The organism is Streptomyces sp. NPDC059788, assembly GCF_042732265.1.
Classification (GTDB): domain Bacteria; phylum Actinomycetota; class Actinomycetes; order Streptomycetales; family Streptomycetaceae; genus Streptomyces.
In genome coordinates this window covers 121,225-133,909 of the sequence record NZ_JBHWHY010000015.1, presented here as the reverse complement: position 1 = coordinate 133,909, position 12,685 = coordinate 121,225, and the positions used below count along the sequence as shown (strand labels likewise).

The 12,685-nt window shown below is 73.4% G+C and carries 12 protein-coding genes; 7 read left to right on the top strand and 5 right to left on the bottom strand.

The genetic code is table 11. The features are described from left to right. Window positions 1-59 precede the first annotated feature (59 nt). Complete coding sequence (locus ACFV57_RS15430; RefSeq protein WP_385231060.1) at window positions 60-1,505, top strand: amino acid permease; 1,446 nt, start codon at window positions 60-62, stop codon at window positions 1,503-1,505. Between the two features lie 100 nt (window positions 1,506-1,605). Here the strand turns inward: ACFV57_RS15430 and ACFV57_RS15425 are convergent, their stop codons facing one another. Together ACFV57_RS15425 and ACFV57_RS15420 are read right to left on the bottom strand one after the other, a co-directional pair. Continuing rightward, window positions 1,606-3,225 carry a VWA domain-containing protein gene (locus tag ACFV57_RS15425; protein ID WP_385231057.1) on the bottom strand — a complete coding sequence of 540 codons (1,620 nt, stop codon included), beginning with the start codon at window positions 3,223-3,225 and terminating at the stop codon, window positions 1,606-1,608. Between the two features lie 20 nt (window positions 3,226-3,245). Next, entirely contained in the window at window positions 3,246-4,448 is a 1,203-nt protein-coding gene (locus ACFV57_RS15420) for an AAA family ATPase (RefSeq protein ID WP_385231054.1), read from the bottom strand. Window positions 4,449-4,678: 230 nt separating this feature from the next. On the opposite strand from ACFV57_RS15420, the gene ACFV57_RS15415 reads away from it, so the two are divergent. Further along, the gene (locus ACFV57_RS15415; protein WP_385231051.1) at window positions 4,679-5,044 is read left to right on the top strand and encodes a hypothetical protein; all 366 of its coding nucleotides are present in this window, start codon (window positions 4,679-4,681) and stop codon (window positions 5,042-5,044) included. Between the two features lie 74 nt (window positions 5,045-5,118). Beyond that, window positions 5,119-5,814 carry an SRPBCC family protein gene (locus tag ACFV57_RS15410; RefSeq protein WP_385231048.1) on the top strand — a complete coding sequence of 232 codons (696 nt, stop codon included), beginning with the start codon at window positions 5,119-5,121 and terminating at the stop codon, window positions 5,812-5,814. A 41-nt stretch (window positions 5,815-5,855) separates the two neighbouring features. Here the strand turns inward: ACFV57_RS15410 and ACFV57_RS15405 are convergent, their stop codons facing one another. Both ACFV57_RS15405 and ACFV57_RS15400 read right to left on the bottom strand, forming a co-directional pair. After that, window positions 5,856-6,905: a fatty acid desaturase family protein gene (locus tag ACFV57_RS15405; protein WP_385231045.1), complete on the bottom strand. Its 1,050-nt coding sequence runs from the start codon at window positions 6,903-6,905 to the stop codon at window positions 5,856-5,858. 125 nt (window positions 6,906-7,030) lie between these two features. Beyond that, window positions 7,031-7,471: a MerR family transcriptional regulator gene (locus ACFV57_RS15400; protein ID WP_385231042.1), complete on the bottom strand. Its 441-nt coding sequence runs from the start codon at window positions 7,469-7,471 to the stop codon at window positions 7,031-7,033. A gap of 95 nt (window positions 7,472-7,566) precedes the next feature. Here ACFV57_RS15400 and ACFV57_RS15395 point away from each other — a divergent pair, with 95 nt between their 5' ends. From ACFV57_RS15395 to ACFV57_RS15385, 3 genes are all read left to right on the top strand, one after another. Next, window positions 7,567-9,354 (top strand): FAD-dependent monooxygenase, encoded by a 1,788-nt coding sequence (locus ACFV57_RS15395; RefSeq protein WP_385231039.1) that lies wholly within the window; start codon window positions 7,567-7,569, stop codon window positions 9,352-9,354. Between the two features lie 79 nt (window positions 9,355-9,433). Then, window positions 9,434-10,693, top strand: a complete 1,260-nt coding sequence (locus ACFV57_RS15390) for a cytochrome P450 (protein WP_385231036.1) — start codon at window positions 9,434-9,436, stop codon at window positions 10,691-10,693. 180 nt (window positions 10,694-10,873) lie between these two features. Next, window positions 10,874-11,275: a nuclear transport factor 2 family protein gene (locus ACFV57_RS15385; protein ID WP_385231033.1), complete on the top strand. Its 402-nt coding sequence runs from the start codon at window positions 10,874-10,876 to the stop codon at window positions 11,273-11,275. A gap of 35 nt (window positions 11,276-11,310) precedes the next feature. On the opposite strand, the gene ACFV57_RS15380 is transcribed toward ACFV57_RS15385, so the two are convergent. Beyond that, window positions 11,311-12,132 (bottom strand): helix-turn-helix transcriptional regulator, encoded by an 822-nt coding sequence (locus ACFV57_RS15380; RefSeq protein WP_385231030.1) that lies wholly within the window; start codon window positions 12,130-12,132, stop codon window positions 11,311-11,313. A gap of 181 nt (window positions 12,133-12,313) precedes the next feature. Here ACFV57_RS15380 and ACFV57_RS15375 point away from each other — a divergent pair, with 181 nt between their 5' ends. Next, complete coding sequence (locus ACFV57_RS15375; protein ID WP_385231027.1) at window positions 12,314-12,673, top strand: YciI family protein; 360 nt, start codon at window positions 12,314-12,316, stop codon at window positions 12,671-12,673. Window positions 12,674-12,685 lie beyond the last annotated feature (12 nt).

Here is a 12,685-nt window from a genome sequence, read left to right as displayed (position 1 = left end):
ATGAGCAGTCGCCCGGCACCCCCGGGCCCGCACAGCACGACGAGAGGCCCACCAAAGCCATGCACGACCGGCACACCCGCCGCTTCGGTCTGGGGACCGCAACCTGTCTAGTGATGGGCAACATCATCGGCGGCGGCATCTTCCTGCTGCCGGCCTCGGTGGCGCCCTTCGGCACCGTCAGCCTGGTCGCCTTCGGCGTCCTGACCGTCGGCGCCATCGCGCTGGCCCTGGTCTTCGGACGGCTCGCCGAACGGCACCCGGACACCGGCGGCCCTTACGTCTACGCCCGTGAGGCGTTCGGCGACTTCGCCGGCTTCCTGTCGGCCTGGTCCTACTGGACCATGACCTGGGTGAGCAACGCGGCCCTCGCGGTCGCCGCCGTCGGCTATGTCCACGTGCTCTTCCCCGGGCACGACTCCAAGGGCATGGACCTCCTGGTGGCGCTGATCGCGCTCTGGCTCCCGGCGCTCTCCAACTTCGCCGGCACCCGCTACGTCGGCGCCGTCCAGCTGGTCTCCACCGTCCTGAAGTTCGTCCCGCTGCTGTTCATCGCGGTCGTCGGGCTGTTCTTCTTCGACCCGGACAAGCTCGGCTCGTTCAACGAGGGCGGCGGCAGCGCGATCGGCGGCATGTCGGCCGCCGCGGCCATCCTGCTCTACAGCTACGTGGGCGTGGAGTCCGCGGCGATGAGCGCGGGCGAGGTGCGCGACCCCGAGCGCAACGTGGGCCGCGCCACCGTCCTCGGCACCATCGGCGCCGCCGTCGTCTACCTGCTCGGCACGGTCTCGGTCTTCGGCACGGTCGCCCACGACAAGCTGGTGGACTCCAAGGCACCGTTCTCCGACGCGGTGAACGCCATGTTCGGCGGGCAGTGGGGCGGCACGGTCATCGCGATCGCCGCGGTCGTCTCCATCATCGGCGCGCTCAACGGCTGGACGCTGATGAGCGCCCAGTCGCCGTACGCCGCCGCCAAGGACGGGCTGTTCCCGGCCGCCTTCCTGAAGAAGCGGCGCGGTGTGCCGACCTTCGGCGTCCTGGCCGCCTCGGTGCTGGCCACGGCCCTGACCGTGATCAACTACCTGATCGGCGCGGGCGGCGTCTTCGAGATCCTCGTCCTGATCACGACGTTCTCGGCGACCGTGCCGTATCTGCTCGCCGCCGGCGCCCAGATCTACTTCCTGCTCACCGGCCGCCGCGACCAGGTCCACCCGGGCCGCTTCGCACGGGACCTGGTGCTCGCGCTGGTCGCCTTCGGCTTCACGTTCTGGCTGGTGGCCGGCGCCGGTTACGCGGCGATCTACCAGGGCGTGCTGTTCCTGTTCGCCGGCATCCTCGTCTACGCGTGCATGTCGGCCCGCCGCACGGGCCGCCTGCGCCGCGCGGAGCAGGCGGCGGTCGCGGCGGCCGTCCGGTCCGCCGGTGCCGGTGTCGGCGCCGACGACCCGGCCACGCCGGACGCCACCGCGGACGCGACGGACGCGACGGACGGCCGCACGGCCGGCTAGGCCGCCCGGCCCGGTGATCACGCGCGGCCACGCCCCGAGGAGACCCGGGGCGTGGCCGTCTCCGTGTACGACTGCGTGTACGGCTCCGCCGAGGGCCGCGTCAGATCACGCGGAAGAGGTCGGCGGCCGCGTGGACGTCGGTGAGGTCTTCGACGCAGCGCAGGTTGTCGCACAGGGCGTCCAGGACCGAGTCGGCCTCGGCGGCGCGCGGGGCGCCGATGGCCACGCCGAAGACCCGGAAGCCCAGCAGGCGCTTGGCGTCGTTCCAGCCGCGCATCCATTCCTCGGTGACCTCGCACTCGTCGTCGGTGAGCAGCACGATGTCCCCGCGCGTGCGGGCCGCGTCGTTGAACTCCTCCTCCAGCAGTTCGCGGGCCGCTGTCAGCGGCGTCTGGTAGCTGGTGCCGCCGCCGAGGAAGGACTCCGCGAAGTCGAGGACCTCGGCGATGCCGGTGGCCCGGCCGGCCGGGAAGCGGAAGACCCGGAGCTTTTCGGCGGCGGAGAACAGGATGCCGACGAAGTCCCGTCCCGCGTGGCGGGCCTGGTCCAGCAGCGCCAGGGCGCACGCCTTGGCCCACGCCTCCCGGGTGACTCCGCCGGGCCCTCCCTCGTACATGGAGTGCGAGGTGTCGACGCACGCGATGACGGCGCCCTGGCCGGTGGTCTGCTCTCCCTGCCGGTCGTAGAGCATCAGCTCCCCGGCGGCGTAGCGCGCGGCGAACACCGCGCGCAGCGCGGGCAGGCCGAGGTTGGCCAGCTCGGAGGGGATCACGCGGGAGAGGTCGTCGCCGAGGGTGACGCCGACCAGCTCCCCGGCGGCGTTCTCGACCTTGCGGGCGCGTTCGCCTCCGGCCATCTGCCGGAAGCGGCCGATCAGCTCCGCCCACTGTGCGAGGCGGCTCGTGCGCAGCCGCTCGGCGAGCCGGGCGCGCTGGTCGAACGGCATCCGTTCCAGCTCACCGGCCTCGACTCCCCACGCCCGCATCAGCGCGGCCTCCTCCCGCACGGTCCCGGCGGCCCGCGCCACCGCGCTCCGTGCGGCGGCGCGGGTGCCCGGAGCCGCCACCATGAGGGACTGAACGGCGCCCTGGACGGCCTGTCGCGCGGTGGCCTCGGCGGCTTCGGCGGCCTCGGTCGCGCGTCGTACGGCAGCGGCGGCCGTATCCGGCACGGCGCCGTCCCCGTCGGCTTCTTCGGCGGCCCTACCGAGCGCCTCGCCCACGGCGGCCGCCGCACCCGCGGCGTGCTGCCGCGCCGTCATCGCCTGCCCGGCCCGCTCCTGGGCGTCCCGGGAACGTTCCAGCATCCGGCGCAGCGCGGCGGCCTGGGCGAGTACGGCCATGGCGGCGGCGTAGGGGTCCGCGACCGTCTCCCGGTGCAGCTCGGCGAAGTCCGGTGACTCCACCAAGGAGGTCATGATCTGGTGGTTGACCAGCCCGGAGGGGGCCATCTCCGCGCGCTCGCGCAACTGCGGGCGGGCCTGGTAGGCGGCCAGGAACGCGTCGGTCAGCAGACCGGTGCCGCAGGCATGGTGTGCGTCCAGCTCCTCGGCCAGCTCGCGCAGTGCGGCCGACTGCTCGTGGATGTCGCGCCAGGTGATCCGGTCGAACCGGTCCGCGACCACGGCCGAGGTGTGCTGTCCGGCGGTCGCGGCGGGCCGGCCCAGCCACTTCCCGGCCGGGCCCGCCAGCTCGTCGAGCCTGCTCGGTGTGCTGCCCATCGTTTTCGTCCCCCGGGTGTTCAGAGCTGGGCCTGCACCGTGCTCGCGTCCACGCCGAGGGCTTCGGTGAGGACGCGGGCGCGGACGGCGCGCTGGCGGCCGGTGACCCGGTCGATGGCGGCGGTGGAGCGGCCGGCGCCCGCCGCCTCCTCGCGCAGCCTCTCCAGCCGCTTGCCCGCCTTGGCCAGCTTGTTGTGGGCGTTCTTGATGACCCACTCGCTCAGCGCCTCGCGGGACTGCCCGGCCATGGCGTCGAGCTGGGCCTCCAGCTCCTCGATGGCGTCGGCCAGGTCGAGCGCCTCCCTGGCGTCGGGGTTGACCAGTTGCAGCACCTCGCGCTCGACGGTCGGGCGCTCGGCGGGCGAGTCCCACAGCACGTGCGTCAGCACCGACAGGTCGCTCTCGGCGACCGACCGGCGGCCGTCGAGGTACGCGGACGCCTGGAGCAGGCGCACCGCCTGCCGCCAGCGGCGGTCGGAGGCGACGAGTTCCTTGTGGCGCAGGGCGGCCCGCAACGTGCACACCGCGTCCACGATCGCGTCGGGGACGTCCACGGCCGGGACGCCCTCGGACACGGCGTGCTGCAACGCGGTCAGCTCGACGGTGGTCCGTGCCGGTGCGGCGGGGCGGCTGACGGCGGAGCGGACCAGCGCGGCGAAGTTGGAGGGGTCGGCCAGGTACCCGACCTCGATCCGCACCAGCAGCCGGTCGTAGATCGCGGCCGAGTCCTCGCCGCCGGGCAGTTCGTTGCTCGCCGTGATGGCCCCGATCAGCGGGCAGCGGATCGGCTCGCCACCGCTTTCGGGGTGGTAGATCCGTTCGTTGAGGTAGCCCAGCGTCTCGTTCAGCGCCGCGGTGGAGCACTTGAATATCTCGTCGATGAACGCGACATGCGCGGTGGTGGCGCGGCCGTCGTAGACCTGCCGGTACTCGCCCCGGGCCAGCGCGGCGACGTCGACGGGACCGAACATCCTGGTCGGCGCGGTGAACTTGGACAGCAGGATCTCCCAGTAGGACGCCCCCTCGAACCGGCCCGTGAGTTCCCGGGCCATCTCGGACTTCGCCGTTCCGGGCGGGCCGAGCACCAGGGAGTGCTGTCCGGCCAGCAGCGTCACCACCAGCGTCCGCACCACGTCGGCCCGTTCGTAGAAGCGGTCCGACAACTCGTCGCAGATCGCCCGCAGTCCGCGGGCCGTGTCCTGCGAGTCGTCCTGTGCGCCCATTTCAGCTCCCTGCTTGTGGCGCCCTGTCGGGCTGACGAGATGGCCCGAGCAAGATAACCGGATACCGCAAGCGGGACGCGCCCCTCCGGTTGGGAGGGTGCGACGAATCCGTTGACCTCCCGCCGCCTGGCGGTTATAACTTCTAACGAACGCAGTAACTTCTAACTTGCGTGGATGGGCGGCGCGGTGCGTCCGCGCGTCCGCGCATTCCACCGGACGAGGAGACCTCCATGGCCACCACGGTCGAGTCACCGCACATCCGCAACGACCGGCGCGCTCCGCTGTCGGTGACCGTCTCCTCCTGGGCGGTCCCCGTGATGGTGGTCGGGCAGTACGCCTTGATCGCGGCCCTTCCGGTCGCGCTCGTGCTGGCCGGCGTCCTGCGCCGCGTTCACGACCGGGCGGTGCGGCGGGCGGCCGTTCTGCTCGCCGTCACCTACGCCGTCCCGCTCGTCGTGTGGCTGGCGCGGCCCGACGGGGCGCAGAGCCTGTCCAAGGACATGCACCCCGTGTTCGTCGGGCTGATCGTCGCCGCGTCCGCCGGCGTCGTCGTCGCCCTCCGCCGGGCCCGGGTCCGGCGCCTCCCGGCGCGCTGACACGCCTGCCCGGCAGCCCTGCGCCCACGCCTCAACAGCCAACGCAAACGCACTCATTGACTCAGGGGAACCCCATGACCGGAACTCGCGGCACCAGCACCAGCACCAGCACCAGCACCAGCACCAGCACCCGCGCTCACGCCCGAACCCGTACTCGTACCCGTACCCGCGCCGCCCTGTTCACCGTCCCGCTCGTCGCCATCGGTGTCCTCGGCACCGCTGTCGCGCCGGCCGGGGCCGCCCCCTCCCACCCTGCCAAGTCCCTCACCTGCCGCGGGAAGGGCGTCGACCCCGACGCCGCCGTCCGCCACCGGACCGAGACCGTGATCCACGCGCCGCTGCACACCATCTGGAAGCTGCAGAGCGACGTGGAGAGCTGGCCCGCCTGGCAGGACGGCGTGCAGACCGTGGAACGCCTCGACGACGGCCCGCTCCGCCGGGGCGCGGCGTTCCGGTGGACGGCCCCGGTGCCTCCCAACCCCGCGACCCCCGCCACCAGTCTGGACATCACCTCGACCGTCCGGCAGCTCAGGTACGGTTCCTGCATCCGCTGGACCGGCCCCGCGGTCGGCGAAGGGCTGCGCATCGACGGCGTCCACGTATGGAACTTCACCCGGGTCAGGGGCGGCGTCCGGGTGAGCACCGAGGAGACCCACACCGGCGAACAGGTCGACGCGAACGTCCCCTTCGCCACCGAGGTCCTCCGCCGGGGCCTCGAAACATGGCTGGGCGACCTGAAAGCCGCAGCCGAAGCCTGCCACCACGACTGACCTCCCGGAAGCTGCCCCTGAACCGCTCCGGACGGAGCGGTTCAGGCCCGCTCCCCACGCAGCGGCTCGCCCACCCGGTGGAGGTGGCGCAGTGCCTCGCCGTACGAGGCGAGCAGCCCCGTCTCGTGGTACGGGACGCCGATCTCGGCGCAGTAGGCGCGCACGATCACCTGGGCGCGGCGCAGGTGCGGCGTCGGCATGTTGGGGAAGAGGTGGTGCTCGATCTGGTAGTTGAGGCCGCCGAGGGCGAGGTCGGTCAGCCGCCCGCCGCGTACGTTGCGCGAGGTGAGCACCTGGCGCCGCAGGAAGTCCGGCCGCTGGTCACCGGTCAGCGTCGGCATCCCCTTGTGGTTGGGCGCGAACGTGCAGCCCAGGTAGACGCCGAAGACCGCCTGGTGGAGGAAGAGGAAGGCGAGCGCCTTGCCGGGGGACAGGACGAGGAAGAGTGCGCCGAGATACACCGCGATGTGCGTCAGCAGCAGCACCGCCTCGACGCCCCGGTTCTTCATGGCCGGTGACCACAGGGCCCGCACGCTCGACACGTGCAGGTTGAAGCCCTCCAGCGTGAGCAGCGGGAAGAACAGCCCGGCCTGGTGCCGCCCCATGAAGCGGGGTAGTCCGCGTGCCGCGCGCGCCTGGTCCTGCGACCACACGAGGATGTCCGGCGCGACATCCGGGTCCAGTTCCTCGTGGTTGGGGTTGGCGTGGTGGCGGGTGTGCTTGTGCATCCACCAGCCGTACGACATGCCGACGGCGAGGTTGCCGTACAGCCGCCCGCCGATCTCGCCGGGGCGCCGGGTGCGGAACACCTGCAGGTGCGCCACGTCGTGGGTGACCAGCGCTACCTGCCCGAACACCACAGCCAGGAAGACGGCGGTGCCCAGCTGCCACCAGGTGTCGCCGAGCGCGCCGAACACCGCCCAGCCTCCGGCGTACGCGGCCGTCACGAGGGACAGCCGGACCGTGTAGTAACCGGGCCGCCGCCGGAGCAGCCCCGCCTCGGACACCCGGCGCGACAGCCGGGCGAAGTCGCTGCCCGCGCGCGCTTCCGGGGCGGCCGGGACGGGGGCGGACTCGATGCGTGTCGTCATGCGGACGAGTCTTCTGACCGCGCACGGGACATGACAGCCTGCTCTCCCCCCGGTACGACGGGGGGCGTCCCGGTGTGCCGCCGGGGGGCCGGCCACACCCTGCCCGCCCCCGGGAGCCGCGCGGCTCAGCGGTCCAGCGCCTGCGCCACGTACTGGTCCAACTCCTCGCGCAGCAGCGTGCACTCCCGTACCGGGTCGTCGGTCGGGCAGGTCAGCAGATGGGCGAGCCGCTGCTGCGCGGCCTGGAGATCCGCCACGCGGTCCTCGATGAGCTGGATGGCGCCGGTCAGCACGGCCCGGCCCGGCGGTCGCCGTACGCCGTCCGAGCCGCGTTCGCCGAGGGCGGCGGCGGTGTCCGCCAGGCTCATCATGCCGCCGTGGTGCAGATGCCGGATCAGCGCGAGCCGGCGCAACTCCCGCCGCCCGTAGTGCCGTACGTTCCCGCGGCGCCCGGCGGGCGGCAGCAGGCCCAGTTCGTCGTAGTACCGCAGCGTGGACACCGGCAGCCCGAAGCAGCGGGCCACCTCACTGATCGAACGCAGCTCGTCGTCATCGTCGTCGGGCACGGACCCATCTTGCGCTCAAGTCGGCTTGAGCGTCCACGCTGGGCGGACCGGGCCCGGCGACGGACCGGGCCGGGGGAACGAGGACGGTGTGTGCTGTGCGCGTACGGAACGCGATGACGGAAGCGGGAGCGGGGGCCGACGGCCCCGGGACGGCGGGGGAGCGGCCGGCGGCGGGGCGGCCGCTCCCCACGGCGGTGCCGGTGCTCGTGGTCGGCGGCGGGCCGGTGGGACTGACCACCGCGATGTTCCTGGCCCAGCGGGGCGTGCCCACCCTCGTGGTGGACAAGCGGGACCCCTTCGCGGGCCCGCCACGGGCGATGACCAGCATCCGCACGCTCGAACTGCTGCGGACGGCGGGCCTCCGGGACGCCGTCGAGCGGACGGGCTGGCACGGCTCCGAGCCCTTCCAGGCGGAGTTCAAGGACAGTGCGCTGGGCGTCGAACGGCAGCACGTGGCGCCTCCGGAGCCGTACGTACGGTGGCTGCGGTCCTGCAGTCCGGTCGACAGCCGGCTGGTGCTCAACCATCTCCAGGTGCAGCGGCTGGCGCGGGACGAACTGCTGCGGTGCGGCGGTGACATACGGACCGGCACCGCCCTGACCGGCCTCGAACAGGGCCCGGACGGTGTACGGGTACGGCTCGCCGACGCCGGGACCGGCGAGGAGCACGGCATCGTCGCGGACTACGTGATCGGGGCCGACGGCGCGCACAGCACCGTACGGCGCCTGCTGGGCATCACTGTGCCCGACCGCGAGGTGGTCGCCCGGCTGCACACCGCGTTCTACCGCGCCGACCTGCCGCCCGCCCGGGACGGCCGCCGCGACGCCCTGTGTTTCGTGCGCAACGCGGACGTCTACGCGACGGTCTTCTCCCTGAACGGCGGCGACCAGTGGGTCTCGCACCTCATGGACTACCCCGGCCGGCCGGACGACTCGGACGGCATCGCGCCGCTCCCGGCGGACCGCGCCCTGACGCTGCTGCGGGCCGCCATCGGCGACCCCGGCCTGCCCCTCGACCTGGTGGCGGTGAACGCCTGGGAGGCGGCCGTCGGCGTGGCCTCGGCCTTCCGGCGCGGCCGGGTCTTCCTCGCCGGCGACTCCGCGCACGTCCAGAGTTCGGCGGGCGGGCTCGGCATGAACACCGGTGTCCAGGACGGCCACAACCTCGCCTGGAAACTCGCCGCCGTCCTGCACGGCCAGGCCGCCGGGCGGCTGCTGGACACCTACGAACCGGAGCGCCGCGCCGCGGTACGGGCCTCCCTCGCGCTGTCCCGCGGCATGCACCGGGGCTACCGGTCCCTCGGCGGGGACGACCCGAACGAGCTGTACGCGCTGGCGGCGCGGGACTACGTACGCGCGATGATGCGCTACGCGTATCCCACGGGAGCCCTCGTCCCGGCCGCGCCCGGCACTCCGGACGCCACGCCCGCCCCGCAGACGCCGAACCGCACCGACGCTCACACCGGTCCCGAGGCCTCCACCGGCCCTGTCACCCGCACCGGCCCCGACGCCCTCACCGACCACATCCACCCGGGCCACCGGCTGCCGCACCGGCCGCTGGAGCGCACCGACGCCGCCCTGACCTCCACCCTCGACCTCGTGGGCCGCGACTGGGCGCTGCTCACCGGATCGCGGGGCGCGCCCTGGCTGCCCGCCGCCACCGGGGCGGCCGCCGCCTTCGGCCTCACCCTGAACGCCCACCGTGTGCCCGACGGCGCTCTCCCCGGCCTCGCTCCCGACGGAGCCGTGCTCGTCCGCCCCGACCACTTCGTGGCCTGGCGCGCGGACCACCTCGCCGATGACCCCGGCAGTGCCGTCAAGCGGACGCTGGCCACACTCCTCGGCCACGGCGGCGAACCGGCCGGCCCCGGCACGGGCACCTGACGCCCACCCGGCCGCCCGCACCCCTCGCGTCCGGCCGCGACCTGTCGCCCCACCCGCAGGGCCGGGAAGATGATGGGCCATGAGCAGCCTTCCCATGCCCGACCGCACCCCGGACCTGCCGCTCGACTACCCGTTCCCGCGCGGCCCGCTGGGGACTCCGCCGCCGCTGGTGCACTGGGCACGGGCCCACCGGCCGGTGTGCCCCGTCGTGCTGCCGTCCGGCACCCGCGCCTGGATGATCACACGGAAGGACGACATCGCCGCGGTCCTCGCCGACCGGCGCTTCACCCGCGATCTGACCGTCGCGCGCCGGTCCGGCGAGGGGGGCGGGGCCGCGCCCCGCATCGTGGGCGACGACTTCACGTCCGTACCGGGCTCGATCTTCAACGTGGACGCGCCCGACCACACCCGCATCCGGCGCGTCATCGCCCCGTACTACACGCGCTCGCGCATCGAGCGGCAGCGGCCGCTGGTGGCCGCGCTGGTCGACGCGGCCGTGGCGGCGATGGCCGAGCGGGCCGGCTCCTGCGACCTGCTGGAGGCGTTCGCGGCGCCGCTGCCGTCCCGCATCGTCTGCGCGCTGCTGGACGTGCCGCCCACGGTGCGTGAAGCGTTCGTCGACAGCTTCACCGTGCACACCAGCTTCGGCACCGACCGCGCCGTGGTGGAGGCGGCCACCCGGCGCACCGCCGCGTTGGCGCGGCAGGTCGTCGAGGTGCGGCGGGGACTGGCCGACGATCCGCGGGACGACCCGGTCGGCGCCCTGATGAGCGCGTGCGACCACGGCACCGTCACCGAAGAGGAACTGCTCGGCACCGCCTCCTTCTTGATGATCACCGGCGCGGAGTCGCTGGTCTCCCCGCTGTCGCTGGGCCCGCTGACGCTGATGCGGCACCCCGCCCAGCTCCGCGCCTGCCGCGCCGACCCCCGTCTGTGGTCCCGCGCGGCCGAGGAGGTGCTGCGCTACCACCACAACGGCGTGCTCGGGCTGCCGCGGATCGCCCTGGAGGACGTGGAGCTGCACGGCGTCACCATCCGGCGCGGCGACGCGGTGTGCGCGACGATGCTCGGCGCCACCTGGGACCCGGCCCACTACCGGGACCCGGCCGCCTTCGACATCCACCGTACGGAGAACGCCGACCCCACCTTCGGCGCGGGCCCGCACTACTGCATCGGCGCCAACCAGGCCCGCATGATCCTCACCGTCGCCTATCAGCGCCTCTTCGACCGCTTCGGCTCCCTCGAACCGGCCGTCCCGGCCGGGGACATCCCGTGGGACGAGGACTCGATGTTCATCCGGCCCGCCGCACTGCCGGTGGTGTGGCGGGACGGGGCGTGAGCACCTGCTCGGGGCCCGTCCCATTACCTGCCACGTAATCGACCCGTTCCCCGCACCCCGGCATCTTTGGGGTACCGGTTCACGGGCCGGCGCACTCCGGCCCGCGGACCGGCCCTCGAAGAGGGGCCGGGGCGCACCACGCGCCCCGCACCACGTGACGAGAACGTGAGGAGTTCGGCCATGACACAGACCGACACCCGGCAGGCGGGCGCGGAGCGGTACGAGGACGCGGTCGCGCGGTACTTCGCGGCGTGGAACGCGGCCGGGGCGGACGACGGCGGCACGGCCGAGGCCGTCGCCGCGGCCTTCACCGAGGACGCCACCTACACCGACCCGCTCGCCGACGCCGCGGGGCACGAGCAGCTCGCCGCCGTCATCGCCGGGGCCCACACGCAGTTCCCCGGCTTCGTGTTCCGGCCGCTGGGCGCCCCGGACGGGCACCACGACCTCGTCCGGTTCGGCTGGGAGCTGGTGGCGCCGGACGGCTCGGCCCCGGTCGCCGGATTCGATGTCGCCGCCCTCGCGGCGGACGGCCGTATCCGCTCCGTCTCCGGTTTCCTGGACCGCGTTCCCGCGATGTGAGCCGGCGCCGTCCGCCCGCTACGGGGGAGCGGGCGCTACGGCAGCCACGTCCGCAGGAATTCGGCCGTCTCCGGGTCCGCCGGGAGGAAGGTCTCCAGGGCGAGTTCGGAGACGGTCACGTCCATCGGCGTGTTGAACGTGGCGATCGTGGAGATGAACGACAGTGTCCGCCCGCCGAGTTCGACGACCATCGGCAGCGCGTACGGCGCGTGGCCGCCGCCCGCGGCCGTCTCCCGCCCGCCCTCGGGCAGGGGGTAGGCGCTGACCTCCTCGTACAGCGCCCGCAGCGGCGCGGAGCGCAGGACCGCCAACTGCCGCTGCATCTGGGCGAGCAGGTGCTCGCGCCACTCCAGGAAATTGCGGATACGGGGTGCGAGCCCGGCGGGGTGCAGGGTGATGCGCATGGCGTTCAGCGGGGGTTCCAGCAGGTCCCCGCCGATGTCCGCCAGCAGCGCCTCGATGCCCCGGTTCGCGGCGACGACGTGGTACGTGGCGTCGACGACCAGGGCCGGGAACGGTTCGTAGCCGGTCAGGAGGCGTTCCATACCGGTCCGCAGGGCGTCCATCGACGGGTCGTCCAAGGGGGACTCCGGGAAGCCGGGGGCGTACCCCGCGGCGATCAGCAGCGCGTTGCGCTCCCGTACGGGTACGTCGAGGTGCTCGGCCAGGCGCAGCACCATCTCCTGGCTGGGCCGGGCACGGCCGGTCTCGACGAAGCTGATGTGCCGGGCGGAGGAGTCGGCGCGCAGGGCCAGGTCGAGCTGGCTGACGCGGCGCCGCAGCCGCCACTCGCGCAGCAGCGCACCCACCCCCTGAGTCCCGGACGTCGTCTTCGGGGGGACCGCAGCAGTCGTCATGTGCCGAACCGTAACCGATTCCGCACGCCTGTACGGGAGGTGTGCTCCTCCCGTCCCGCGGCGTGGCGTCGCGGAAAAAGTCCTCGGAAAAGTTCGGCGGACCTGTCGATTCGACCGTGTCCCGTTCGACGCAGGGGTGAGAGGCGGGGAGAGGCCCCGTCCGGACGACCGAGGAGTCACCGTGCCGCGCTTCCTGACGCTGATCCGCATCGACGAGAACAACGCCCCCGCCGAGGGCCCGAGCCCCGAACTGCTGGAGCGCATGGGCGCGCTGCTGGAGGAGATCACCAAGGCCGGGGTCATGCTGGACAACGCCGGGCTCGCCCCGACCGCCGAGGGCACCCGGGTCACCTGGTCCGGCGGGAAGCTCAGTTCGACCGACGGCCCGTTCACCGAGACCAAGGAGGTCGTCGGCGGCTACTCCATCATCCAGGCCAAGGACAGGGCCGAGGCCCTGGAGTGGACCAGCCGGTTCCTGCGCGTCCACGAGGAGTACTGGACCGTCACCGCCGAGGTCCGCGAGATCACCGAGGGCTGCTGAGCCGGCCGCGCT

Coding starts and splice junctions, on each gene's coding strand:
- ACFV57_RS15385 (WP_385231033.1), top strand. CDS start 10,874: ATGACACAGACCGACACCCGGCAGGCGGGCGCGGAGCGGTACGAGGAC.
- ACFV57_RS15415 (WP_385231051.1), top strand. CDS start 4,679: ATGGCCACCACGGTCGAGTCACCGCACATCCGCAACGACCGGCGCGCT.
- ACFV57_RS15420 (WP_385231054.1), bottom strand. CDS start 4,448: ATGGGCGCACAGGACGACTCGCAGGACACGGCCCGCGGACTGCGGGCG.
- ACFV57_RS15380 (WP_385231030.1), bottom strand. CDS start 12,132: ATGACGACTGCTGCGGTCCCCCCGAAGACGACGTCCGGGACTCAGGGG.
- ACFV57_RS15425 (WP_385231057.1), bottom strand. CDS start 3,225: ATGGGCAGCACACCGAGCAGGCTCGACGAGCTGGCGGGCCCGGCCGGG.
- ACFV57_RS15410 (WP_385231048.1), top strand. CDS start 5,119: ATGACCGGAACTCGCGGCACCAGCACCAGCACCAGCACCAGCACCAGC.
- ACFV57_RS15390 (WP_385231036.1), top strand. CDS start 9,434: ATGAGCAGCCTTCCCATGCCCGACCGCACCCCGGACCTGCCGCTCGAC.
- ACFV57_RS15430 (WP_385231060.1), top strand. CDS start 60: ATGCACGACCGGCACACCCGCCGCTTCGGTCTGGGGACCGCAACCTGT.
- ACFV57_RS15405 (WP_385231045.1), bottom strand. CDS start 6,905: ATGACGACACGCATCGAGTCCGCCCCCGTCCCGGCCGCCCCGGAAGCG.